This window comes from Pseudomonas sp. REST10 (genome assembly GCF_029542605.1).
GTDB lineage: Bacteria > Pseudomonadota > Gammaproteobacteria > Pseudomonadales > Pseudomonadaceae > Aquipseudomonas > Aquipseudomonas khazarica.
Genome location: NZ_CP035677.1, coordinates 1261172 through 1284778, shown reverse-complemented (window position 1 = coordinate 1284778; position 23607 = coordinate 1261172). Strand labels below are relative to the sequence as shown.

Here is a 23607-nt window from a genome sequence, read left to right as displayed (position 1 = left end):
TGCCATCAGAAGGAGTAGGAGACGTTGAGCGCGAGGTGATCGCGGTCGATCAGCGCGTTGTACTTGCGTGCGCCCCAGAACGAGGTGTAGGACAGCTTGCCGGCCAGCTTCTGGCCGTACCTGGCACCCAGTTCGACGGTGGCGGACTTGCGCCCCTGGATGAAGTTCTCGTTGAGCGCCGGCGAGGTGCCGGACACGTCCTGGCGGAAGGTGATCGCCGGCATCAGGTCGAAGTTCGGCGTCACGTCCTGGACCAGACCGGAGAGGTTCACCGTGTAGCCCCAGGCGAAGCTGTCCAGGTACGCATAGTTGACCGTGTCGAGCAGGCCGCCCGGCACATGGTTGAAGGCCGCCTCGGCCAGTACTACCAGGTCGTCCAGGCCGGCGCTGGGACCGAAGGCGTGGATCGCGGAGATCGAACCGGTGTACAGCTCGTGGCGCTTGTACAGGTCGATGCTGCGGCGTGGGTCATTGGCCGAGCCGTCGCCGAACTCGCCCAGGTCGATGCTCCCGCCACTGGCACCGCCGGCGCCGAGGGCGCTCTCGGCCAGTTGCTCCAGCTCGTAGGTCATCGACGGTTCCAGCGGCGCATTGGGCCGGTAGGTCAGCTCGCCTGCCAGACTGGTGTCGCCGATGGTGCCGGACACGCTGAGGCCGAACAGACGGATGTCCTCGGGGTAGACGAAGTCGTAGTAGGTGCTGTCGAGCATGGCCAGGCCGTCCACCAGCGGCACCGAGGCCGGGTCGAGCAGCTTGGTCAGGCCGCACAGGTCAGCGAAGCGCCCGCCGCTGCCGGCGCTGCAGGCCATGGACTGGCCCTTCTGCACACGCAGGAACGGCACCTTGCTGTGGTAGTTGAGGTAGTAGAGGCTGAACTCGGTGTTGTTCCACTGCTCCACCAGGTAGCGCAGGGCCAAGCCGTACTGGCCGTCGTCGCGGGCGTCGTGTTCACGGCCATAGCGGGCGCCGGCGACGATGCCGTTCTCGCCATTGAGCCCCGGCGCCAGCTCGGCCAGCGCCCCCAGCTCGCTGCGCAGGTCCACCAGTACACCGTTGCTGCCCTTGCCGAAGTAGTCCTGGTTATTGAGGAAGGCACCAGTGGGGATCATCTCGTGCCCCTTCCACTCCAGCCCGTAGAAGGTCTCGACGTTGAGCGCGTCGGTCAGGCCGAACTGCGCGGAAACCATGTTGGTCGGCAACAGGGCGTCCTTGAGGCTGGCGTTGGGCAGCACCACGCGGCCGATGTCCACCGGGTTGATCACGTTGAGACCGTCGGCATAGAAGATGCCTTCGCCCCAGTTGATCACCTGGCGACCGAGTCGCACGCTGACCGGCATCTCGCCAAGGTAGCGGTTGGTATAGAGGTAGGCATCGAGCAGGCGCGCGCGATGGCCGGCGCGGTTTTTCAGGTCCGAGGGGTAGCGCTTGTCGCTGTCGGTGTTGTGGGTAGCGAAGCCATCGCCGCTGGGCGCGTGATCCATGATCTGGGTGTCGTACCAGGCGGTACCGCGGACAAACAGGCCGTCCTGCTCGGTGCGCACGTGCAGCTCGGAGGTCAGCTTGAATTCGTTGGAGACGAACCCCTTGCCGTAGTACTCGCTGCCGTCGTTGTTGTTGATGAAGACGTTCTGCCCAGCGCGCGTGATGTGCTCGGGCGAACGGGTGCGGTACACCGATGTGAATTCGACGACGCTCTCGAGCGAGGTCGTCAGATCGGGACCGGTCTCGATTTCGAAAGCCTGCAGCTGCGTCCCCCACAGCCCCAGCCCCACCGCCAATGCCACCTTGTTTTTGTTGTATGACATATGTACCTCCTGAGTCCCGATGAAACTAACGGCAACCCCAAAGCCGGCATGGGGCCAGAACGGACAAAAAGGAGGGCTCAAGAGGCCTGTCACATTTTCAAACACTTTCATCGCGCGCCATTTGCGGCACACTGCCAGGCAGCCATCTTCGGGCAGTGAGGGATGCACAGGCATGAAACCCATCGTCGATCCGCGCTATTCGGAAGCCTCGGCACCGCCGCTGATTTCCCGCTTCCTGCTGCAGCACGCGGTCGCCTGCGGGCATGACCCGGAACTGCTGTGCCGTGGCCTGGGCTTCGCCCCGGAGGATCTGAAGCGGCCGGACTATCGCCTGTCCTTCCGCCAGAGCTACAGACTGGTGCGGCGTGCCCTCCAGGTGCTGGGCGACAACGGCCTGGGGCTGACGGTCGGCAGCCGGCAGACGCCGGTGTCCTGGGGGCTGGCCGGTCTGGCCATGCTGGCCTGCCCGGACCTGGGCACGGCACTGGACCTGGGGCTGCGTTACCAGTGGCACATCGGCAGCCTGCTCGACTATCACATCGAAATCGTGGACGACCAGGTGCTGTTCTACGCCACCCCGCGCTTCTTCGACCCGGAGGTGGCCGTGTTCTACCTGGAGGAAGCCTTCGCCAGCAGCCTGGCCATCGTGCGTTTCCTCACCGGCGCGGACCTGGTCGCCAGCCACATCGAGGTGCAGTACCCCGCCCCGCCCCACGCGCAGCGCTACGCGGAACTGTTCCGCTGCCCGGTGCGCTTCGCCTGCGAGCACAACCGGATGCAGTTCCCGGCCGCCTGGCTGCAACTGCCGCTGCCGACCCGCGACGACTATGCGGCGGCCGAGGCCTGCATGCTGCTGGACAGCGCGGGCCGGCACGAACAGGGACTGAGCGACCTGATCGAGACCATCGAGCGCGAGGTGCGCAAGCGCCTCGAGTCACCGCCGTCGCTGAGCCAGCTGGCCAGCCAGTTGAACCTGAGCGAGCGCACCCTGCGCCGGCGCATCGGCGATGCGGGCCTGAGCTATCACGGAATCGTCGACGAACTGCGCCGGACGCGGGCGCTGCAACTGCTCGGCCAGCGTGACAACCGCTTGATCGACGTGGCCTGCGCCACCGGTTTCAGCGATGTGCGCAACTTCCGCCGCGCCTTCAAGCGCTGGACCGGCGTGACCCCGCGCACGGCAAAACAGCGCATCGCCCAGGAATGACCGCGCCCCCTCAGGACTCCTGATACACCGGCCAGCGCTCGACGATGCGACCACCGCGCAGCGCCAGCAGGTCGCCGAACTGCAGCAACACCGACTCGCTCTGGGTCGGCCGCAGGAACACCTGGTCCTCCACCCCCAGCGCCACTGCCGGCGAGCCGTTGACCAGTTCCTGGTTCGAGCTGCGCCCGAACACTTCACTCAATTGCAGGCCGGCGGGCGAGGCGAAGTCGGCCTGCCAGTTGCCGCCGTAGATGAAGAAGGTCTCGCGCTGGTTGACGTCCCACCAGGAGAACAGCCGCGACTTCTCGTCCAGCGCCGGGATGCGCAGCGCCCCGGTACGCTTGAGCACCGGGGTGGCGATGTACACCGCAGGCACATGCTCGGCCAGCGACGGCAGATCGTAGTGGCTGGGCTTGAGCAGGCCGGTTCCGACGGCCACCTCGGTGCTCAGCGACTCGCCCTCGTGGGCGCGGTAGCTGGGGCTGCCGGCGGTGTTCAGGGTCAGGCCCTCGCGCCACAGCGCGGGGAAGCGCTGGCGGGTGAAGTCCACATGCCCCTGGTACCGCGCCATCACCTTGGCCAGCAGCTCATCCTGGGTACCGAGCAGCTCCGGCAGGTTCATGCCGACGAACGGGTCGTAGCCCATGAAGCCGGCGAATTCCAGATGCTGCGGGTTATCCGCGATCAGTTGCAGCAACTGCCCCAGCACCTGGGTGTCATGCACGCCACCACGGTGCAGGCCGACATCCAGTTCGATGTTGATGCGCAACCGCGTGCCCAGGCCCTGGGCCAGCGCCAGGTATTGCCCCAGCCGCTCGGGGCTATCGATCAGCCACTGCAACTGGCGGGCAGGGTCGAACGGCCCGCGGTGGTGCTCGTAGAACAGCTGCGCCGAGCGCACCGGCAGCGGCTTGCCGAGCAGGATGTCGGCCTCGGGGAAAAGCCGCGCGTCGTGATTCAGGAACGGCTGGTGGAAGGACATCAGCCGCCGGGTGTCCAGGCGCTCACCGATGTAGCGCAGCAGGCCGGGAGCCGGCAGCGATTTCTCCACCAGGCGCAGCTGCTTGCCGCTGCGTGCGAGCGACTGCCGGACCACCTCGATGTTGTGGTCGAGCCGGTCAAGGTCGATCAGCAGCGCCGGGCGCATCGGGCCGTTGGCCTTGAGCTCCTGGTTCAGCGCCTGGAAGTAGGCGTCATGCGGCTGGCCATGGTCGCGCGGCCGCAGCCAGGCAGCGGCCAGCAAGCCACCGGCACCGAGGCCGGCCAGTACGAAAGAACGTCGCTTCATCGTGGTTCCTCAGGCAAGACCGAAGATGCCGGCCAGGTGCGCGTTGACGAAGCGGCCGTGCGGGTCCAGCGCCTGGCGCACCTCGGTGAATGCCTGCCAGCGCGGGTACAGCGCCTGCAGCTGGCGCGCGCCCAGGCTGTGCAGCTTGCCCCAGTGCGGACGGCCCTGGTATTTCCAGAAGATCGGCTCGATCGCGGCGAAGAAGTTGTGGTGATCCATCGCGTAGTGCTGATGTACCGAGATCGAGCAGCTGTCGCGGCCCTCGAACATGCTCAGGGGAATGTCGTCGGCCTTGACGTAGCGGTACTCGATGGGGAACCAGGTGCGCAGGCTGCCCTCGTCGATGCGCTTGAGGATCTCGCGCAGGCAGGCCGGACCCAGCTCGGCCGGCACCGAGTACTCCATCTCGTTGAAGCGCACGTTGCGCACGTTGGCGAAGACTTCGTAGGAGTCGTCCACCCGGTCCTCGAAGCTGGCCAGGTGGCGCATGTTGTTCAGCAGGCTGCGGCGCAGGTCGGGGAAGTCGCTCAGGTACTTGTCCAGCCCCTCGATCAGGCCGACGAAGCCGTTGCCCCCCTCCTCCTCCGGCGACAAGGGCGGCGTCTCCGGGTCCTCGGTCTCGTTCAGCGCCACCGACAGCGCGTAGTCGGAGTGCGTGACCACCAGCATCTCCCAGTGCTGGTTGTCGCGCGTGAGGTTGTCGATATCCTCCAGCAGCTCCTCGGTCCTGGCTATCCACTGGCGCTCGCGCAGGCGATAGGCGTGGCGGTTCTGCAGGCGCACGCGGGTAACCACCCCCAGCGCACCGAGCGACACCCGTGCGGCATCGAACAGCGCAGGATTGTTGTCGCGGCTGCAATCGAGCACGTCGCCGGCCGCACTGACCAGCTGCAGGCCACAGACCTGGGCGGAATAGGAGCCGAAGTCGACGCCGGTGCCGTGGGTCGAGGTGGCGATCGCCCCGGCCAGGGTCTGGTAGTCGATGTCGGCCATGTTGACCAGCGCCTGGCCGACCTCCTTGAGCGGCGCGCCCATCTGCGACATCGGCGTGCCACCGGCGAATTCGGCCTGTAGGCTCTGCGCATCATGCTCCAGCAACCCGGAGAAGTGGCTGAGCGACAACAGGGTGCCGTCGGTGGGAACCAGCGCGCTGAAGGAATGCCCCGAGCCGACCGGACGGATCTTGCCCGGTGCCTGGCGAATGGCCTGGATCAGCTCGTCCAGGTTCTTCGGCGCCAGTCTTTCCAGCGGCAGGCAGCTCTGCGCACCGGACCAGTTGCGCCACGGGATCGGCCGCGAGGCGAGCGGCGATTCGGCCCAGAGCGGACGGCCCGGTAGTGCCAGCAGGGCGCCCAGCAGGCTGGCGCGCTGCAGCAGTTGACGGCGGGAGAACGGCTGGCCCATGTCAGCGGCCCTCCGTCGTTGCGGTCGACATGAACGCGATCAGCGCCTGGAACTCCTCCGCCGAGCACTGCATGCACAACCCCATCGGCGGCATGCCCTGGAATCCGCTGATGCTGTGCTCCAGCAGGGTGTCCATGCCCTTGGCCAGACGCGGTGCCCAGGCCTGAGCATCGCCGGTCAGCGGCGCGCCGGCAGACGGGCTGGCATGGCATTGCTGGCAACTGGTGGCATACAACTGCGCCAGCGCCGCGTCCGCCGGCACGGCATCCGCTCGCACCTGCGGCCCGGCCTCCTCGCCACAGCCGCCCAGTGCCAGGCAGGCAATGCACAGCGCAGCCATCCCCTTCCAACCCAACAGCCCTGCCCGCATGCTCGCCTCCCGACATCTTTGCTCACTCGATGGCGCCACACTAAAGCAGCACCACGCGGCGCATGAGGGCCCAAACGGCCAGCGAACAACCGGGAAACGGCCAAGGCGGGCGGCCGCAGGGAACGGGCAAACAAGCTTTCACGGCGCAGCCGTTCACGGGCACACCGGCTCACGCAGGGCCCGGAACACGATGAGCCGCTCAGCGGCGGCCATAAAAAAGGCCACCCGAAGGTGGCCTCAATTGCAGCTAGGAAGAGAGTTCGCTTACACGGCCGCAACCGGGCGCATGTAAGAGATTGGCGCGAGCGTGGCGTCCTCGAAGGTCACCATCTCCCAGGCATCGGTCTGTTCGATCAGGGTGCGCAGCAAACGGTTGTTCAGTGCGTGACCGGACTTGAAGCCCTTGAACTCGCCAATCAGGCTGTTACCCAGCAGGTACAGGTCGCCGATGGCATCGAGAATCTTGTGTTTGACGAACTCGTCCTCGTAACGCAGGCCGTCTTCGTTGAGCACACGATATTCGTCGACCACGATGGCGTTTTCCACGCTGCCACCGAGTGCCAGGTTCTGCGAACGCAGGAACTCGATGTCACGCATGAAGCCGAAGGTGCGGGCCCGGCTGACTTCCTTGACGAAAGACGTGCTGGAGAAATCCACACTGGCGCTCTGCGTGCGATTGCGGAACACGGGGTGATCGAAGTCGATCTCGAAACTCACCTTGAAACCGTCGAAAGGCACGAAGGTGGCGCGCTTGTCGCCCTCCACCACCGTGACCTCACGCAGGATGCGGATGAACTTCTTCGGCGCTTCCTGCTCCTGCAGGCCAGCGGATTGAATCAGGAATACGAAAGGACCAGCGCTACCATCCATGATCGGCACTTCGGACGCGGAGAGCTCGACGTAGGCGTTATCGATGCCCAGGCCTGCCATGGCCGAAAGCAGGTGCTCTACCGTATCCACCTTGACATCACCATTGATCAACGTGGTCGACATGGTGGTTTCACCGACATTCCCGGCCGATGCGCGGATTTCCACGACAGGGTCGAGATCGGTGCGACGGAACACGATGCCAGTGTCCACCGGTGCCGGCTTCAGGGTCAGGTAAACCTTTTCCCCCGAATGCAGGCCAACGCCGGTGGCACGGATAATGTTCTTCAGGGTGCGTTGTCTGATCATGGCTTGGCCGCTATATCGCTAGTTGCGAACTGTTTTCAACAATGGTCGGAAATGATAGCAGAACCGACCTTTGCTGAACACCAATCACTTTCATACTCCTGATAAGTTTCATCAATCAGCCTGACGACGCAGGAACGCCGGAATATCCAGGTAATCGAGATCGTCCTGGGTATTGAGCTTGGCTGCGGTAGCCGCGCCGCTGTGGCTCTGACGCTGCACGGTCGGACGCTCGTAGTCCTTGTAGTTGACCGACTGCTCGCTGCGCGGTTGTTGCGCGGCAGGCTGCTGGGCAACCGGCTGGCTGACGGCGACCTGCACGGTGTTGTCGATCACCTTGACCGGCTTCTCCATGCGCGCGCCCAGACCGGTGGCGACCACGGTGACGTGCAGTTCGTCGCGCATGTCGGCGTCGATCACGGTACCGACCTTGACGGTGGCCTGCTCGGACGCGAACTGCTCGATGATGTTACCCACGTCGGAGTACTCGCCCAGCGACAGGTCCGGACCTGCGGTGATGTTGACCAGGATGCCGCGAGCGCCCTGCAGGTTGACGTCCTCCAGCAGCGGGTTGCGGATCGCCGCCTCGGTGGCTTCGCGCGCACGGTTCGGACCGCTGGCGCAGCCGGTACCCATCATCGCCATGCCCATCTCGCTCATCACGGTCTTCACGTCGGCGAAGTCGACGTTGATCATGCCCGGACGCTTGATGATGTCGGAGATACCGCGCACGGCGCCGGCCAGCACGTCATCGGCCTTGGCGAAGGCGGACAGCAGGCTGGCATCCTTGCCCAGGATGGTCAGCAGCTTTTCGTTGGGAATGGTGATCAGCGAGTCGACGCTCTCGGCCAGCGCGCGAATGCCCTCGTCGGCAATCACCATGCGCTTCTTGCCTTCGAACGGGAACGGACGGGTGACCACGGCCACGGTCAGGATACCCATCTCCTTGGCCACTTCGGCGATCACCGGAGCAGCACCGGTACCGGTACCACCGCCCATGCCGGTGGTGATAAACACCATGTCGGTGCCCTGCAGCACTTCGGCGATGCGCTCGCGGTCTTCCAGCGCGGCCTGACGACCGACCTCCGGATTGGCGCCGGCACCCAGGCCCTTGGTCACGCCCGGGCCGAGCTGCAGCACGGTGCGCGCACCGATGTTCTTCAGCGCCTGCGCATCGGTGTTGGCGCAGATGAACTCGACGCCTTCGATGTTGCTGACGGCCATGTGATTGACCGCGTTGCCGCCGCCACCACCGACACCGATGACCTTGATCACCGCACTTTGTGGAATGTTGTCTACTAGTTCGAACATGATCCCTCTCCTTCCTTTCTAGTTGTAACGCCTACTGCAAATTTAGAAATTGCCTTGGACCCAGCGCTTGATGCGCTCGAGTACCGGGGTCTTGCTTTCGTCCTGGTAAGGACTGCCCACCGACATGGAAATGCCGTCGTGCTGCTTCTGCAGCCCGTACAGCAGCAAGCCCACACCGGTGGAATAAATCGGGTTGCGCACGACATCGGCCATGCCCTTGACGCTGTGCGGCACGCCCAGGCGCACCGGCATGTGGAAGATTTCCTCGGCCAGTTCGACCGCGCCTTCCATCTTCGCCGTGCCACCGGTCATGACGATGCCGGCCGGAATCAGGTCTTCGTAGCCGCTGCGACGCAGCTCGGCCTGGATCAGGGTGAACAGCTCGTCGTAACGCGGCTCGACCACCTCGGCCAGGGACTGGCGCGACAGGTCGCGCGGCGGACGATCACCGACGCTCGGCACCTTGATGGTTTCCCCGGCACCGGCCAGCTTGGCCAGGGCGCAGGCATAACGAATCTTGATTTCCTCGGCGTACTGGGTCGGCGTACGCAGGGCCATGGCGATATCGTTGGTGACCTGATCGCCGGCGATCGGAATCACAGCGGTATGGCGGATGGCGCCTTCGGTGAAGATGGCGATGTCGGTGGTGCCGCCACCGATGTCCACCAGGCACACGCCCAGTTCCTTCTCGTCCTCGGTCAGCACCGAATACGCGGATGCAAGCTGCTCGAGGATGATGTCGTCGACCTCGAGGCCGCAGCGACGCACGCACTTTTCGATGTTCTGCGCGGCGTTCACGGCACAGGTGACCACGTGCACCTTGGCCTCCAGACGCACGCCGGACATGCCCAGCGGTTCGCGCACGCCCTCCTGGTTGTCGATCACGTAGTCCTGCGCCAGGGTGTGCAGCACCCGCTGGTCCGCCGGAATGGCGACGGCCTGCGCGGCGTCGAGCACGCGCTCGATATCGGCGCCGCTGACCTCGCGATCGCGGATGGCGACGATGCCGTGGCTGTTCAGGCTGCGGATGTGGTTGCCGGCCACGCCGACGAACGCCGAGTGGATACGGCAGCCGGCCATCAGCTGGGCTTCCTCCACCGCGCGCTGGATCGATGCCACGGTGGACTCGATGTTGACCACCACGCCCTTCTTCAGCCCGCGCGACGGATGGGTGCCGATGCCGACGATCTCCAGCTGGCCGTCGGCCGTCACCTCGCCCACCAGCGCCACCACCTTGGAGGTGCCGATGTCCAGGCCAACGATCATCTTGCCGCTATGCGCGCTACTCATTTAATCCTGCCTCTTCTCAATTCACTTTCTGCTCGGCCGCAGCCGGCTCCACCGGCTCACGCCAGGCCACGGCCAGGCCGTTGGCATAACGCAGGTCGATGCGCGCGATCTTCGCGCTCTGGTCTTTCAGTTCCCGCTCGTAGATGGCGGCGAACCGACGCATCTTTTCCACCACGTGGTCCCGTCCCAGCAGGATGTCGATACGCTGCCCGCTGGCATTCTCGGTCGCCGAGAGAAACCAGCTGCCCCGCTCGCGCAACTGCAGCCCGACCACGGTGAACCCCATCGGCCGCAACAGCTGGCTGAGCATCTGGTACTGCTGCATCACCTTGGTCTGCGCACGCTTGGGCCCGGACAGCTGCGGCAGGTGCTGGTAGTTGTCCACCTCCTGCGGAGCAAAGGCCTGACCCAGGTTGTTGAGCAGCGCCTCGTCGCCCCAGCGGGCGATGGGCAGTTGTTCTTCCAGGCGCACGTCGATCTGGTCCGGCCAGACGCGGCGCACCTCGGCATGGGCGATCCAGGGCATGCGCTCCAGCTCCTCGCGCATGCCGCGCAGATCGACGCTGAAGAAGTTCGCGGCGATGAACGGGGCGATGCGGCGCTGCACGGCCTGCTGACTGACATAGGCCAGGTCGCCCTGCACGCTGATGCGCGCAATCGGGCGGTCGGCATAGGGCAGCAGGCGCTGCGCACCCTCGTATGCACCGAACCCCAGGCCGAGCAGCAGCAGCGGCCAGAGCAGACGGCCCATCCAGGCGAAGTCCGGCTTGGGCATGCGCAGGCGCATCGGCTCCTTGGCCACCAGACGGCTGGCGCCACGCGGCGCGGGCTTGCCGCGCTGCGGAGCCCTCAGCGAGTCCTGATGACGCAGAGCGATACTCATCGCTTAACCCCTCGCCTCGACGCTGTCAGCCAGGATCGCCAGCACCAGCTGCTGGAAATCCAGGCCGGCAGCGCGCGCGGCCATCGGCACCAGGCTGTGATCGGTCATGCCCGGTACGGTGTTCACTTCCAGCAGCCAGAACTGGCCACTGGCATCCTGCATCACATCGGCGCGCGCCCAGCCCTGGGTACCCACGGCCTCACAGGCGCGCGCGGTCAGGTCCTTCAGCTCGGCTTCCTTCTCGGCGGACAAGCCGCAGGGAATGCGGTACTGGGTGTCATCGGCCAGGTACTTGGCGTCGTAGTCGTAGAAGCTGTGCGGGGTGCCCAGGCCAATCGGCGGCAGCACTTCGCCACGCAGCACGGCGATGGTGTATTCCGGACCGGCGATCCACTGCTCGACCAGCACCTGGCTGTCGTAGCGGGCGGCATCCTGCCAGGCCGCGAGCAGCGCCTGGGCACTGTCCACCTTGGCCATGCCGATGCTCGACCCTTCATGGGCCGGCTTGACGATCAGCGGGAAGCCCAGCTCGGCCGCAGCGGCCTCGCAGTCGGCCGGCGAGGTCAGCACGGCGTGGCGCGGCGTCGGCAGGCCGAGGCTGTGCCAGACCTGCTTGGTGCGCAGTTTGTCCATGGCCAGGGCAGAGGCGAGGATGCCGCTGCCGGTATAGGGAATGCCGGCACACTCGAGCAGGCCCTGCATGGAGCCATCCTCACCGCCGCGACCGTGCAGCACGATGAAGGCGCGGTCGATCTTCTCGCGGCCCAGACGCTGCAGGAAGTCATCCCCCACATCGATGCCGAAGGCGTCCACACCGGCGGCCTGCAGGGCGCCGAGCACGGCATTGCCGGACTTCAGCGAGACCTCGCGCTCGGCGCTCTTGCCGCCGAACAGTACGGCGACGCGGCCGAAGGCCTTGGGGTCGAGGGTACTGTGCAGACTCATTTCGACTCCCCCACGAACAGCGGGTGCTTGATCAATTGCGGCGCCACTGCGCCGATATCGCCGGCGCCCTGGCACAGCAGGATGTCGCCGGCACGCAGCAGCGGCTTGAGCAGCGGTGCCAGATCGACGCCACGCTCGACGTAGATCGGATCGAGCTGGCCACGCTGCCGGATGCTGTGGCACAGCTGGCGGCTGTCGGCGCCCGGAATGGGTTCCTCGCCGGCCGGGTAGACTTCCACCAGCAGCAGCACGTTGGCCTCACCGAGCACCTGCACGAAGTCGTCGTACAGATCACGGGTGCGGCTGTAGCGGTGCGGCTGGTAGACCATCACCAGGCGGCGTTCCGGCCAGCCACCACGCACGGCCTTGATCACCGCGGCGACTTCGCGCGGATGGTGACCGTAGTCGTCCACCAGCATCACGCTACCGCCGTCGACCGGCAGCTCGCCGTAGACCTGGAAGCGCCGGCCGACACCCTGGAAGCCCGACAGACCGGCGACGATGGCCGCATCGTCGATGCCTTCGTCGCTGGCGATGGCGATGGTGGCCAGGGCATTGAGCACGTTGTGATTGCCCGGCATGTTGACCGACACGTCGAGCGGCTCGCAGTCCGGACGCAGCACGGTGAAATGGGTCCGCATGCCTTCCTGGCGCACGTTGATGGCGCGCACGTCGGCATCCTCGGAGAAGCCGTAGGTCACGGTCGGACGACCGATCTGCGGCAGCAGTTCACGCACCACCGGGTCGTCGACGCAGAGCACGGCCAGGCCATAGAACGGCAGGTTGTGCAGGAACTCGACGAAGGTCTTCTTCAGTTTGTTGAAGTCGCCGCCATAGGTGCTCATGTGGTCGGCATCGATATTGGTGACCACCGAGACCATCGGCTGCAGGTGCAGGAAGCTGGCGTCGCTCTCGTCCGCCTCGGCGATCAGGAAGCGGCTGGAGCCGAGCTGGGCGTTGGTCCCGGCCGCGTTCAGGCGGCCGCCGATGACGAAGGTCGGGTCCAGGCCACCGGCAGCGAACACCGAGGCCAGCAGGCTGGTGGTAGTGGTCTTGCCATGGGTACCGGCCACGGCGATGCCATGGCGGTAGCGCATCAGCTCGGCCAGCATCTCGGCACGCGGCACCACCGGGATGCGCCGGTCCAGAGCGGTGGCGACTTCCGGGTTGCTGGTGTTGACGGCACTGGATACCACCAGCACATCGGCCTGCTCGGCGTTCTCGGCACGATGGCCGATGAATATCTGCGCGCCGAACTTCTCCAGGCGCTCGGTCACTGGCGAGGCTTTGAGGTCCGAGCCGGACACTTCATACCCCAGGTTCAGCAGCACCTCGGCGATACCGCACATGCCCACACCGCCGATACCGACGAAATGGATGCGGCGGATACGGCGCATGCGCCGCACTTCGGCCTTGACGGCAGCGGGAGACTTAGCCACGGATCACCTCCTGGCAGATGTCGACCACCGTACGGGTGGCATCGGGCTTGGCCAGGCGCCGCGCGGTAGCGCCCATGACGTTGAGTTTTTCCAGGTGCATCAGAACCTCGGTGAGCTGCGCGGCGAGCTCGCCTGCGTCAGTGGCATGTTGCGGAAGAAGGACAGCGGCGCCCTCCTTCGCCAGGTATTCGGCGTTGCGGCTCTGGTGGTCGTCGATCGCATGCGGCAGCGGCACGAGGAACGACGGCAGACCAGCGGCGGCGAGTTCACTGACGGTCAGTGCGCCGGCACGGCAGACCACCAGGTCGGCCCAGCCATAGGCACGCGCCATGTCCTTGATGAACGGCGCGACCTCGGCTTCGACCGCAGCATCGCGATAACGCTCCGCAGTGATTTCCGCGTGTTGCTTGCCAGCCTGGTGGAACACTTGCGGACGCACGTCGGCAGCGACCTTGGCCAGCGCGGCAGGCAGCAACTTGTTCAGCGGTTCGGCGCCCAGGCTACCGCCCAGCACCAGCAATTTCGGCTTGCGCCCGGCCAGCGGCTCGCGCGGGGTTTCCAGGAACAGCTCCTCACGCACCGGGTTACCCGTGGTGCGCCGCCTGTCGGAGGCCTTGAAGGTGTTCGGGAAGGCCTCGCAGATGCGCGCGGCGATGTGTGCGAGCAGGCGATTGGCGGTACCGGCGACGGCGTTCTGTTCATGAATGACCAGCGGCACACCGGCCATGCGCGCGGCCAGGCCGCCCGGCCCGGTCACGTAGCCACCCATGCCGAGCACGCACACCGGCTGCAGCTCGCGCACGATGCGCCGTGCCTGCAGCAGCGCACGCAGCAACTGGAACGGTGCCTTGAGCAGGGACAGCTTGCCCTTGCCACGCAGGCCGCTGACATCGATCAGGTGCAGCGGCAGATCGGCCTGCGGCACCAGTTCGTTCTCGATGCCACGCGGCGTCCCCAGCCAGTGCACGCTGTAGCCGCGCGCCTGGAATTCGCGCGCGCAGGCCAGCGCCGGGAACACGTGCCCGCCGGTGCCGCCCGCCATGATCAGGACATTACCGCGCATGGGCGACCTCCTCGCTCGGTTCGACGAAGTCGTCTTCGCTGAACTCGATATCCTCGTTGCCCAATACGTTGCGCCGCTCCCACTCGATACGCAGCAGGACCGCCAGGCTGACGCAGCAGATCACCAGCGACGAACCGCCGTAGCTGAGGAACGGCAGGGTCAGGCCCTTGGTCGGCAGCAGGCCGGTGTTCACCCCGATGTTGATCAGGAACTGACCGATCCACAGGAACGACAGCCCGTACGCCACGTAGGCGGAAAAGAACTGCTTGGCCTTCTCGGCCCACAGGCCGATGTACAGGCCGCGCACGCAGACGAAGACGAACAGCGCCAGGGTCACCAGCGAACCGACCAGCCCCAGTTCCTCGGCCAGTACCGAGAAGACGAAGTCGGTATGCGCCTCGGGCAGGTAGAACTGCTTCTGGATGCTGTTGCCCAGGCCGACGCCGAACCATTCGCCACGGCCGAAGGCGATCAGCGCCTGGGTCAGCTGGTAACCGGAGCCGTACTGGTCGGCCCAGGGGTCGGTGAAGGTGATCAGACGCTGCAGGCGGTATTCCTGGGTCTGCACCAGCACGAACACGGCCCCCACGGCCAGCGCCACCATCAGGCCGAAACGCAGCAGGCCAACGCCGCCGAGGAACAGCATGGCCATGGCCGAGCCCATCATCACCACGGTGGCACCGAAGTCCGGCTCCAGCAGCAGCAGGCCGGCCATCGGCAGCAGCACCACGAACGGCTTGAAGAAGCCCATCCAGCTCTCGCGCACCTCTTCCTGTCGCCGCACCAGGTAGCCGGCCAGGTAGACCACGACGAAGACCTTGGCGATCTCCGATGGCTGTACGTTGAACGCGCCGAAACCGATCCAGCGCCGCGCACCGTTGACCTCGCGGCCGATACCGGGAATCAGCACCAGCACCAGCAAGCCGATGGCCGCCAGCAACAGGATCCAGCCGTAGCGCTGCCAGAAACTCATCGGGATCATCAGCACCACGCCGGCGGCGCCCAGGCCGATGGCCAGGTACACCAGGTGACGGATCATGTGGTACAGCGGGTTGCCGGACATCGCCGCCGCCACTTCCGAAGAGGCTGAGGTGATCATCACCAGCCCCAGACCGAGCAGGCCCAGGCAGCCGGCCAGCATCGGGAAGTCGACATCGAAGCCACGACCGAACAGCGGTGAGGGACGAACGCGCAGGAAGCCCAGCATCAGTGCAGTCCTCCCACGGCCTGGGCGAACAGGCGCCCGCGTTCCTCGAAGTTCTTGAACATGTCCAGGCTGGCGCATGCAGGCGACAGCAGCACGGCATCGCCGGCCTCGGCCAGCTCGCAGCCACGCTGCACCGCTTCCTCGAGAGTCCCCACCCGCACCAGCGGTGCGGCGTCGCCCAGGGTTTCGGCGAGCCGCTCGGCATCACGTCCGAGCAGCACCACGGCGCGGCAGAAACGCGCGACCGGCTGTTTCAGGGCAGAGAAATCGGCACCTTTGCCGTCACCACCGGCAATCAGCACCAGCTTGCCGGCGATGTCCGCGCCCAGGCCTTCGATGGCGGCCAGGGCGGCGCCGACGTTGGTGGCCTTGGAATCGTCGTAGTAGTTCACCCCGGCGCGCTCACCGACCCACTGGCAGCGATGCGGCAAGCCGGCGAACGTGCGCAGGGTGGCAAGCATCGCCTCCATCGGCAGGCCCGCGGCATGACCGAGCGCCAGCGCCGCCAGGGCGTTGGACTGGTTGTGCGCGCCGCGAATCTTCAACTCGCTGACCGGCAGCAGTGCGTCGAAGCGGAACGCCAGGGCCTTCTCGCCATTTTCCTCGAGCAGGCCGAAGCGCTTGAAGTCGGGTTTGCCCAGGCCGAACTCCCAGCAGGTCACCTGGTCGGCGATCAGCGGCCGCGAGAGGGCATCGTCACGGTTGATCACCACCTGACGCGCACCGCGAAAGATCCGGTGCTTGGCCAGGTGATAGGCCGGCAGCCCACTGTAGCGGTCCATGTGGTCTTCGCTGATATTCAGGCAGGTGGCCACTTCGGCATTGAGCTGGTCGGTGGTCTCCAGCTGGAAGCTGGACAGTTCGAGCACGTACAGTTCGACATCGTCGGCCAGCAGATCCAGCGCCGGGGTGCCGAGGTTGCCGCCCACCGCGACCCGTTTGCCGGCCGCCGCCGCCATCTCACCGACCAGGGTGGTGACGGTGCTCTTGGCGTTGGAACCGGTGATGGCGATGATCGGCGCCTTGGCATGGCGGGCGAACAGGTCGATGTCACCGGACAGCTTGACCCCGCGCGCCGCGGCTTCGGCCAGCGCCGGCGTGGCCACGGCCAGGCCCGGGCTCACGTACAGCTCCGAGGCACGGCTGAGAAAGTCCGCGTCCAGCTCGCCGCAGCGCACTTCCACCTGCGGGTAGTCGCGCTTGAGCGTTTCCAGCTCCGGCGGATTCGCGCGCGTGTCGGCCACGGCAAAGCGCACGCCCTGCTGCGCCAGGAAGCGCACCAGGGACATGCCGCTCTTGCCGAGGCCGACAACGATGCGGAATTGGTCGGAAGCGATCAACGACACGCGCAATTACCTCAGTTTCAAAGTGGCCAGGCCGATCAGCACGAGAATCACGGTGATGATCCAGAAACGGACGATCACGCGCGGCTCGGGCCAGCCCTTGAGTTCGAAGTGGTGATGAATCGGCGCCATGCGGAACACACGCTTGCCGGTCAGCTTGAAGCTGGCGACCTGGATGATCACCGACAGGGTTTCCATGACGAACACGCCGCCCATGATGAACAGCACGACCTCCTGGCGGACGATCACGGCGATGGTGCCCAGTGCGGCGCCGAGCGCCAGCGCACCGACATCGCCCATGAACACCTGCGCCGGGTAGGTGTTGAACCAGAGGAAGCCGAGGCCGGCGCCGACCAGCGCCGCGCAGAACACGATCAGCTCGCCCGAACCCGGCACATAGGGAATCAGCAGGTACTCGGCGAAGTTCACGTTGCCCGACAGGTAGCAGAAGATGCCCAGCGCACCGCCGACCATCACGGTCGGCAGAATGGCCAGACCGTCGAGGCCGTCGGTGAGGTTGACCGCGTTGCTCGAACCGACGATGACGAAGTAGGTCAGCACCACGAAACCGATGCCCAGGGGGATGCTCACGTCCTTCAGCAGCGGCAGGATCAGGGTGGTCTCCACCGGGTTCTGCGCCGTCATATAAAGGAAGAAGGCCGCGCCCAGGCCGAACACCGACTGCCAGAAGTACTTCCAGCGGCTCGGCAGGCCACGCGAGTTCTTTTCGATCACCTTGCGGTAGTCATCGACCCAGCCGATGGCACCGAACAGCAGGGTCACGGCCAGCACCACCCACACGTAGCGGTTGGACAGGTCGGCCCAGAGCAGGGTGCTGACCGCGATCGCGGTGAGGATCAGCGCGCCGCCCATGGTCGGTGTGCCCTTCTTCGACAGGTGCGACTGCGGGCCATCGTTGCGCACGGCCTGGCCGATCTGGCGCACCTGCAGGGTGCGGATCATCCACGGGCCGAGCCACAGCGACAGCGCCAGGGCGGTCAGTACGCCGAGGATGCCGCGCAGGGTCAGGTACTGAAAGACCGCGAAGCCCTTGTGGAACTGTTGCAGGTACTCCGCCAGCAGCAGCAGCATTTAGTGACTCTCCCCAGATACGTCGCACAGCGCCGCCACGACCTTGTCCATGGCTGCGCTGCGTGAACCCTTGATTAGTAATGTGCTGCCGGCCTGTTCGGCACGAAGCGCTTCGATCAGCTCGGCCTGATCGGAGAAATGGCGACCCTTGGCGCCAAACTCTTCAACCGCATGGCGCATCAGCGGGCCGATGGCATACAGCGCGTCGACCTTGCCGGCGGCATGGCGGCCCACATCGCGGTGGCCCTGCTCGGCCCACGCGCCCAGCTCGCCCATGTCGCCCAGCACCAGAACGGTGCGGCCGGAGAAGGCGGCGAGTATGTCCACCGCCGCGCACATCGACACGGGGTTGGCGTTGTAGCTGTCGTCGATCACCCGCACACCGTTCGGCGCCAGTTGCGCGACGGCGCGACCCTTGACCGGTTGCAGGCCCTGCAGCCCCTCGACCATGGCAGCCAGCGGCATGCCCAGGGCATGGGCGGCGGCGCAGGCGGCCAGGGCGTTGGCGACGTTATGCTCGCCCAGCAGGTTGAGCTGGATACGTGCGCTGCCCAGCGGGCTGCGCAGGATGAACCCCGCGCAACCACGCTCGTCGCGGGTCAGTTCACTGCCATGGAAATCGGCACGGGTGTCACGCAGGGCGAAACTCAGCACCTGGCGCCCCGCGGCGCGGCGCTGCCAGGTAGCGAACGCCTTGTCATCGAGATTGAGCACGGCCACGCCGTCCTGTGCCAGTCCCTCGAGAATCTCGCCCTTGGCTTCGACGATCTTTTCCGGGCCACCGAACTCGCCGACATGAGCGTTGCCGGCATTGTTGATGATGGCTACGTGGGGCCGGGTCAGGCTGACGGTGTAGGCGATCTCGCCGACATGGTTGGCGCCCAGTTCGATCACACCGGCGCGATGCTCCGGCGCCAGTTCGAGCAAGGTCAGCGGCGCACCGAGGTCATTGTTGAGGTTGCCACGGGTGGCCAGCACCGCGCCGTCCAGGCCGGCACGCAGGATGGCCGCAAGCATTTCCTTGACGCTGGTCTTGCCGCTGGAGCCGGTCACGGCCGCCAGCGGCCCGCTGAACGCCTGACGATTGAGCGCGCCCAGCTGACCGAGGGCCATGCGGGTGTCGCTGACCAGCAACTGCGGCAGCGGCGCACCCGCCACTTCGCGCTCGACCAGCGCGGCGACGGCGCCCTTGGCAGCGACTTCCGCCAGATAGTCATGACCGTCGAAGCGCGGCCCGGTCAGCGCCACGAACAGCTGACCGGCGGCGATGCTGCGGCTATCGGTGCCGACGGCGGAGAAGGCGACATCGGCGCCGATCACACGACCATCCAGATCACCCGCGACTTCGCTGAGCAGCCAGGGCTTAAGCATGGGCCGCCTCCCAGACCGCCAGGGCCTTGTTCGCTTCGCTGAGGTCCGAGAACGGCTGACGCACACCCATGATTTCCTGGTAATCCTCGTGGCCCTTGCCGGCCAGCACCAGCACATCGGCGGCATCGGCCTGGGCAATCAGCCTGGCGATGGCGTCGCCACGACCGTGAACGAACTGCACCGCCTCCGGCGCGGCGAAACCGGCGCGGATATCCTCGATGATCTGTGCCGGGTCCTCGGTGCGCGGATTGTCGTCGGTCACCCAGACCACGTCCGCCAGGCGCTCGGCCACGGCGGCCATCAGCGGGCGCTTGCCGCGATCACGGTCACCGCCACAGCCGAACAGGCAGACCAGGCGCCCCTCGACATGCGGGCGCATGGCTTGCAGCACCTTTTCCAGGGCATCCGGCGTGTGCGCGTAGTCGACCACCACCAGCGGCTTGTCAGCGCCACCGAGGCGCTGCATGCGGCCAACCGGCCCCTGCAGCTGCGGCAGCACCTTGAGAATCTCGTCGAGCGCGTAGTCCATGCCGAGCAGGGCACCGACCACGGCGAGCAGGTTGCTCAGATTGAAACGACCGAGCAGGCTGCTGCGCAGCACACCTTCGCCACGCGGCGTGAGCAGGCGCGCACGCACGCCGTGATCGTCGAACTGCGCGTCGCTGCAATAGAGGTAGGCGGCACTGTCTTCCAGGCTGTAGCCGATCAGACGCGACTCGTGCGCCTGCACAGCCAGCTCACGACCGAAGGCGTCATCGAGGTTGAGCACCCGGCAACTCAGGTTCGGCCAGGTGAACAGCCTGGCCTTGGCAGCACCGTAGGCCTCCATGCTGCCGTGATAGTCGAGGTGGTCACGCGACAGGTTGGTGAACACCGCGACATCGAACTCCAGTGCGGCGACCCGTCCCTGGTCCAGGCCATGGGAGGACACCTCCATGGCGACGGCGCGCGCACCGGCCTGCTTGAGCGAGGCCAGGGTCGCCTGTACACCGACCGGATCGGGCGTGGTGTGCTTGCCCTGCTCCAGCGCGCCATGGAAACCGTTACCCAGGGTACCGACGATGCCGCACGGCTGGCCGAGCAGGTCGAGGGCCTGCGCCAGCAACTGGCTGACACTGGTCTTGCCATTGGTGCCCGTGATGCCGACCAGGTGCAGGCCACGGCTCGGCTCGCCATAGAAGCGTCCGGCGATGGCCGAGAGCTGGCCAGACAGGCCCTTGACCGGCACCAGCACGGCGCTCTCGGCATGCATCTCGGCAGCGCCCTCGGCCTCGTAGGCGACCGCAGCCGCGCCGCGCGCGATCGCATCGACGATATGTACACGGCCATCCTGCTGGGTGCCGGGCACGGCCAGGAACAGATCACCCGGACGCACCTTGCGGCTGTCCAGCGTCAGCTCACGAATCAGCACGCTGCCATTGGCGGCCGGCAACAGTTGATTGAGCGGCATGGGCATCAGTTGCGCCCTCCCTGTGCGACAGCGACGGACTTCTGCGCCTCGGTGGGCAGGTTGTCCGGCGCGATATTCATCAAGCGCAGCGATCCGGCCATCACGCGGCTGAACACCGGCGCAGAGATCAGGCCGCCGTAATAGGCGCCCTTGCCGGGTTCGTCGATGACCACCACCAGCGCGATGCGCGGGTCCTGAGCCGGGGCGAAGCCGGCGAACAGCGAACGGTAGGAGTTGGCCTGGTAGCCCTTGCTGCCGACACTGGTCTTGCGTGCGGTACCGCTCTTGCCGGCCACGTGATAACCGGGCACCTGAGCGCGGAAAACGCCTCGCGGCGCCTCGATGACCTGCTGCATCATGCCCTGCACGGTCCTGGCCACTTCGCCCGGCACCACCTGCGTCGCGTGCGGCTTGTCGTCCACGCGGATCATCGACAGCGGCGTCATGCCACCGCCATTGGCCAGCGCGGAGTAGGCGTGCGCCAGTTGCACGGCGGTTACCGAAAGGCCATAGCCGTAGGACAGCGTGGCAGTCTCCGCCTCGCGCCACTGGCGATGGTTGGGCAGGTTGCCCACCCGCTCACCGGGGAATCCCAGGCCGGTATCGCGACCGAAGCCGAGGTCGCTGAACACCCGGTACAGCTGCTCACCGCCGACATCGAAGGCGACCTTGCTCATGCCCACGTTGCTGGAGTTGATCAGGATGCCGGTCAGGTCCAGCGCCGGCCCCTGGGTACGGGACACGTCACGAATGGTGTAGCGACCGATCTGCAGCGTACCGTTGCCGACCTGGACGATATCGCTGGGCTTCCAGCGACCGGTCTCCAGCGCGGCGGCCATCGACAGCGGCTTGATCGTCGAGCCGGGCTCGAAGACATCGATCATGGCGCGATTGCGCATGGCTGCCGGGGTCAGGTTGCGCCGGTTGTTCGGGTTGTAGGTGGGGTGGTTGACCATGGCCAGCACCTCGCCGGTCTTCACGTCGACCATCACCAGGCTGCCGGCCTTGGCATCGTTCTCCAGCAGGGCGTTGCGCAGCTCGCGGTGAGCCAGGTACTGCAGGCGCAGGTCGATGGACAGGGCCAGGGCCTTGCCAGCCTTGGCGTTCTGCACCACCTGCACGTCCTTGATCAGCTTGCCGCGACGGTCCTTGAGCACCTGGCGCTTGCCCGGCACGCCGGCCAGCCAGTCCTCGTAGGCCAACTCCATGCCTTCACGACCACGGTCGTCGATATCGGTGAAGCCGACCACATGGGCGGCGACCTCGCCGGCCGGGTAGAAACGACGGAATTCCTCGATGGCGTAGACGCCAGGCACCTTCAGGTCGAGCACGCCCTGCCCCTTTTCAGGGGTCAGGCCGCGCACCAGGTACATGAACTCGCGATCCTTGTTCTGCTCCAGACGCTCGGCGAAGCTCTTCGGTTCCTGCCCCAGCGCGGCAGCCAGTGCCGGCCATTGTTCGCGCCCGGCCTGCAGCTCCTTGCCGTTGGCCCACAGGGTGGTCACGGGGGTGCTGACAGCCAGCGGCTCGCCATTACGGTCAGTGATCAGGCCACGGTGCGCGGGGATCGGAATGTGCCGCACGCTGCGCGCATCACCGTGCGCCTTGAGGAAGTCGTGATCGAGCACCTGCAGGTCGAGCATGCGCCAGGCGATGGCCGCGACCATCAGGGCGAGCAGCGCCAGCACCAGGCGGAAACGCCAGGGGTAGAGCGCGCCTTCGAGACCGATCATGGTCGCACCATGCGCACGGCGGCGGGATCGGGGATGTGCATCTTCAACTGCTCGCTGGCCAGCGCCTCGATGCGGTTGTGTGCAGTCCAGGTGCTCTGCTCGAGAATCAGTCGGCCCCACTCGGCCTGTGCCTTGTCGCGCACGCTCAACTGGCCGTACAGCTCGTTGAGCAGCAGGCGATTCCAGTGCGCGCTGTACGACACCGCCACGGCAGAAACCAGCACGCCGATGAACAGCAGCAGCATCAGGAAGCTGCCGCCGGGCATGGACTTGATGAGCCGGCGGTTCACCGCAACTTCTCCGCGATGCGCATCACGGCACTGCGTGAACGCGGATTGGCCTTGAGCTCCTCGTCGCTGGCATAGACCGGCTTGCCGATCAGCTTCAGACGCGGCTCGAAGGCCTTGGGAATGATCGGCAGGTCACGCGGCAGCTTGTCCGCCTCGCCCTTGGCCTGGCGCTTCATGAACTGCTTGACGATGCGGTCTTCCAGCGAGTGGAAGCTGATCACCACCAGGCGACCACCGACTTCGAGCGACTCCAGCGCCGCCTCGAGGCCACGCTCGAGATCACCGAGCTCGTTGTTGACGAAGATGCGGATGCCCTGGAAGGCACGCGTCGCCGGATTCTTGCCCTTCTCCCAGGCAGGGTTGGCATCGGCCAGGACCTTCGCCAGATCGGCGGTACGGGTGAACGGCTGCTCGACTCGGCGCTGCACCACGGCGCGGGCCATGCGCTTGGCGAAGCGCTCCTCGCCATAGTCCTTGAATACCCGAGCGATATCGTCCTCGTCGGCGCGGGCGATCCAGTCCGCCGCGCTGACGCCGGCGTCGGGATTCATGCGCATGTCCAGCGGCCCGTCATTGAGGAAGCTGAAGCCACGCTCGGGATCGTCGAGCTGCGGCGACGACACGCCGAGGTCCAGCAGGATGCCCGAGACCTGGCCGTCGAGGCCGCGGACAACAGCCTCCTCGCCAAGTTCCGCAAAACTGCGCTGCACAACGACAAAGCGGCCGTCTTCGGCCGCCAGTGCTTCCCCGGTAGCTATTGCCAGGGGATCTTTATCGAATCCCAACAACCGCCCATCTGGCCCGAGCTTCTGCAGGATCAATCGGCTGTGCCCGCCCCGACCGAAGGTGCCGTCCATATAGCAACCGTCGCCGCGCACGGCGAGTCCCTCGACGGCCTCGTCGAGCAGCACGGTGATATGGCGGTAGTTGGTATCGGTCATGG

Annotated in this window: 20 protein-coding genes; 1 reads left to right on the top strand and 19 read right to left on the bottom strand. The window is 66.1% G+C overall.

What is annotated here, in order from left to right:
* Positions 1–5 precede the first annotated feature (5 nt).
* Entirely contained in the window at positions 6–1805 is a 1800-nt protein-coding gene (locus EWH21_RS05905) for a DUF1302 domain-containing protein (RefSeq protein WP_277700022.1), read from the bottom strand.
* A 172-nt stretch (positions 1806–1977) separates the two neighbouring features.
* On the opposite strand from EWH21_RS05905, the gene EWH21_RS05900 reads away from it, so the two are divergent.
* On the top strand, positions 1978–3012 hold the full coding sequence (locus tag EWH21_RS05900; protein WP_206596680.1) for an AraC family transcriptional regulator: 1035 nt from the start codon (positions 1978–1980) through the stop codon (positions 3010–3012).
* A 10-nt stretch (positions 3013–3022) separates the two neighbouring features.
* Here EWH21_RS05900 and EWH21_RS05895 read toward each other — a convergent pair whose 3' ends face one another.
* From EWH21_RS05895 to rsmH, 18 genes are all read right to left on the bottom strand, one after another.
* Positions 3023–4237, bottom strand: coding sequence for a DSD1 family PLP-dependent enzyme (locus tag EWH21_RS05895; protein WP_277700594.1), 1215 nt, complete (start codon positions 4235–4237; stop codon positions 3023–3025).
* Between the two features lie 72 nt (positions 4238–4309).
* On the bottom strand, positions 4310–5704 hold the full coding sequence (locus tag EWH21_RS05890; RefSeq protein ID WP_277700021.1) for a D-arabinono-1,4-lactone oxidase: 1395 nt from the start codon (positions 5702–5704) through the stop codon (positions 4310–4312).
* 1 nt (position 5705) lies between these two features.
* Positions 5706–6044, bottom strand: a complete 339-nt coding sequence (locus tag EWH21_RS05885) for a c-type cytochrome (RefSeq protein ID WP_277700020.1) — start codon at positions 6042–6044, stop codon at positions 5706–5708.
* A 294-nt stretch (positions 6045–6338) separates the two neighbouring features.
* Positions 6339–7250 carry a UDP-3-O-acyl-N-acetylglucosamine deacetylase gene (gene lpxC / locus EWH21_RS05880; protein ID WP_037046645.1) on the bottom strand — a complete coding sequence of 304 codons (912 nt, stop codon included), beginning with the start codon at positions 7248–7250 and terminating at the stop codon, positions 6339–6341.
* Positions 7251–7361: 111 nt separating this feature from the next.
* Positions 7362–8558, bottom strand: a complete 1197-nt coding sequence (ftsZ, locus tag EWH21_RS05875) for a cell division protein FtsZ (protein ID WP_037046642.1) — start codon at positions 8556–8558, stop codon at positions 7362–7364.
* A gap of 42 nt (positions 8559–8600) precedes the next feature.
* The gene (ftsA, locus tag EWH21_RS05870) at positions 8601–9848 is read right to left on the bottom strand and encodes a cell division protein FtsA (RefSeq protein WP_037046640.1); all 1248 of its coding nucleotides are present in this window, start codon (positions 9846–9848) and stop codon (positions 8601–8603) included.
* A 16-nt stretch (positions 9849–9864) separates the two neighbouring features.
* Positions 9865–10731 (bottom strand): cell division protein FtsQ/DivIB, encoded by an 867-nt coding sequence (locus tag EWH21_RS05865; protein ID WP_037046638.1) that lies wholly within the window; start codon positions 10729–10731, stop codon positions 9865–9867.
* A 3-nt stretch (positions 10732–10734) separates the two neighbouring features.
* Entirely contained in the window at positions 10735–11676 is a 942-nt protein-coding gene (locus tag EWH21_RS05860; RefSeq protein WP_037046636.1) for a D-alanine--D-alanine ligase, read from the bottom strand.
* On the bottom strand, positions 11673–13073 hold the full coding sequence (gene murC, locus EWH21_RS05855) for a UDP-N-acetylmuramate--L-alanine ligase (protein ID WP_218571709.1): 1401 nt from the start codon (positions 13071–13073) through the stop codon (positions 11673–11675). The genes EWH21_RS05860 and murC overlap by 4 nt, the downstream gene beginning before the upstream one ends.
* A 34-nt stretch (positions 13074–13107) precedes the next feature.
* Positions 13108–14178 (bottom strand): undecaprenyldiphospho-muramoylpentapeptide beta-N-acetylglucosaminyltransferase, encoded by a 1071-nt coding sequence (gene murG, locus EWH21_RS05850; RefSeq protein WP_037046632.1) that lies wholly within the window; start codon positions 14176–14178, stop codon positions 13108–13110.
* On the bottom strand, positions 14168–15385 hold the full coding sequence (gene ftsW / locus EWH21_RS05845) for a putative lipid II flippase FtsW (protein ID WP_047587023.1): 1218 nt from the start codon (positions 15383–15385) through the stop codon (positions 14168–14170). Before ftsW ends, murG begins: the two co-directional genes overlap by 11 nt.
* Positions 15385–16731 carry a UDP-N-acetylmuramoyl-L-alanine--D-glutamate ligase gene (gene murD / locus EWH21_RS05840; RefSeq protein ID WP_152487946.1) on the bottom strand — a complete coding sequence of 449 codons (1347 nt, stop codon included), beginning with the start codon at positions 16729–16731 and terminating at the stop codon, positions 15385–15387. Before murD ends, ftsW begins: the two co-directional genes overlap by 1 nt.
* Before the next feature lie 6 nt (positions 16732–16737).
* Positions 16738–17820 (bottom strand): phospho-N-acetylmuramoyl-pentapeptide-transferase, encoded by a 1083-nt coding sequence (mraY, locus tag EWH21_RS05835; protein ID WP_037046623.1) that lies wholly within the window; start codon positions 17818–17820, stop codon positions 16738–16740.
* Complete coding sequence (gene murF, locus EWH21_RS05830; protein WP_277700019.1) at positions 17821–19191, bottom strand: UDP-N-acetylmuramoyl-tripeptide--D-alanyl-D-alanine ligase; 1371 nt, start codon at positions 19189–19191, stop codon at positions 17821–17823.
* A complete protein-coding gene (locus tag EWH21_RS05825; protein WP_277700018.1) occupies positions 19184–20647 on the bottom strand; it encodes a UDP-N-acetylmuramoyl-L-alanyl-D-glutamate--2,6-diaminopimelate ligase in 1464 nt (487 codons plus the stop codon). Before EWH21_RS05825 ends, murF begins: the two co-directional genes overlap by 8 nt.
* Positions 20647–22374: a penicillin-binding protein 2 gene (locus EWH21_RS05820; RefSeq protein WP_277700017.1), complete on the bottom strand. Its 1728-nt coding sequence runs from the start codon at positions 22372–22374 to the stop codon at positions 20647–20649. The genes EWH21_RS05825 and EWH21_RS05820 overlap by 1 nt, the downstream gene beginning before the upstream one ends.
* A complete protein-coding gene (gene ftsL, locus EWH21_RS05815) occupies positions 22371–22664 on the bottom strand; it encodes a cell division protein FtsL (RefSeq protein ID WP_037046613.1) in 294 nt (97 codons plus the stop codon). Before ftsL ends, EWH21_RS05820 begins: the two co-directional genes overlap by 4 nt.
* Positions 22661–23605 (bottom strand): 16S rRNA (cytosine(1402)-N(4))-methyltransferase RsmH, encoded by a 945-nt coding sequence (gene rsmH / locus EWH21_RS05810; protein WP_277700016.1) that lies wholly within the window; start codon positions 23603–23605, stop codon positions 22661–22663. Before rsmH ends, ftsL begins: the two co-directional genes overlap by 4 nt.
* Between the last annotated feature and the right edge of the window lie 2 nt (positions 23606–23607).

What these genes read in the sequence shown, in the direction of transcription:
- murF (WP_277700019.1), bottom strand. Translation starts at nt 19,191, where the DNA reads ATGCTTAAGCCCTGGCTGCTCAGCGAAGTCGCGGGTGATCTGGATGGT.
- murC (WP_218571709.1), bottom strand. Translation starts at nt 13,073, where the DNA reads ATGCGCCGTATCCGCCGCATCCATTTCGTCGGTATCGGCGGTGTGGGC.
- EWH21_RS05900 (WP_206596680.1), top strand. Translation starts at nt 1,978, where the DNA reads ATGAAACCCATCGTCGATCCGCGCTATTCGGAAGCCTCGGCACCGCCG.
- ftsZ (WP_037046642.1), bottom strand. Translation starts at nt 8,558, where the DNA reads ATGTTCGAACTAGTAGACAACATTCCACAAAGTGCGGTGATCAAGGTC.
- EWH21_RS05860 (WP_037046636.1), bottom strand. Translation starts at nt 11,676, where the DNA reads ATGAGTCTGCACAGTACCCTCGACCCCAAGGCCTTCGGCCGCGTCGCC.
- EWH21_RS05905 (WP_277700022.1), bottom strand. Translation starts at nt 1,805, where the DNA reads ATGTCATACAACAAAAACAAGGTGGCATTGGCGGTGGGGCTGGGGCTG.
- murG (WP_037046632.1), bottom strand. Translation starts at nt 14,178, where the DNA reads ATGCGCGGTAATGTCCTGATCATGGCGGGCGGCACCGGCGGGCACGTG.
- mraY (WP_037046623.1), bottom strand. Translation starts at nt 17,820, where the DNA reads ATGCTGCTGCTGCTGGCGGAGTACCTGCAACAGTTCCACAAGGGCTTC.
- EWH21_RS05825 (WP_277700018.1), bottom strand. Translation starts at nt 20,647, where the DNA reads ATGCCCATGCCGCTCAATCAACTGTTGCCGGCCGCCAATGGCAGCGTG.
- rsmH (WP_277700016.1), bottom strand. Translation starts at nt 23,605, where the DNA reads ATGACCGATACCAACTACCGCCATATCACCGTGCTGCTCGACGAGGCC.
- ftsW (WP_047587023.1), bottom strand. Translation starts at nt 15,385, where the DNA reads ATGCTGGGCTTCCTGCGCGTTCGTCCCTCACCGCTGTTCGGTCGTGGC.
- EWH21_RS05865 (WP_037046638.1), bottom strand. Translation starts at nt 10,731, where the DNA reads ATGAGTATCGCTCTGCGTCATCAGGACTCGCTGAGGGCTCCGCAGCGC.
- lpxC (WP_037046645.1), bottom strand. Translation starts at nt 7,250, where the DNA reads ATGATCAGACAACGCACCCTGAAGAACATTATCCGTGCCACCGGCGTT.
- EWH21_RS05820 (WP_277700017.1), bottom strand. Translation starts at nt 22,374, where the DNA reads ATGATCGGTCTCGAAGGCGCGCTCTACCCCTGGCGTTTCCGCCTGGTG.
- ftsA (WP_037046640.1), bottom strand. Translation starts at nt 9,848, where the DNA reads ATGAGTAGCGCGCATAGCGGCAAGATGATCGTTGGCCTGGACATCGGC.
- EWH21_RS05885 (WP_277700020.1), bottom strand. Translation starts at nt 6,044, where the DNA reads ATGGCTGCGCTGTGCATTGCCTGCCTGGCACTGGGCGGCTGTGGCGAG.
- EWH21_RS05890 (WP_277700021.1), bottom strand. Translation starts at nt 5,704, where the DNA reads ATGGGCCAGCCGTTCTCCCGCCGTCAACTGCTGCAGCGCGCCAGCCTG.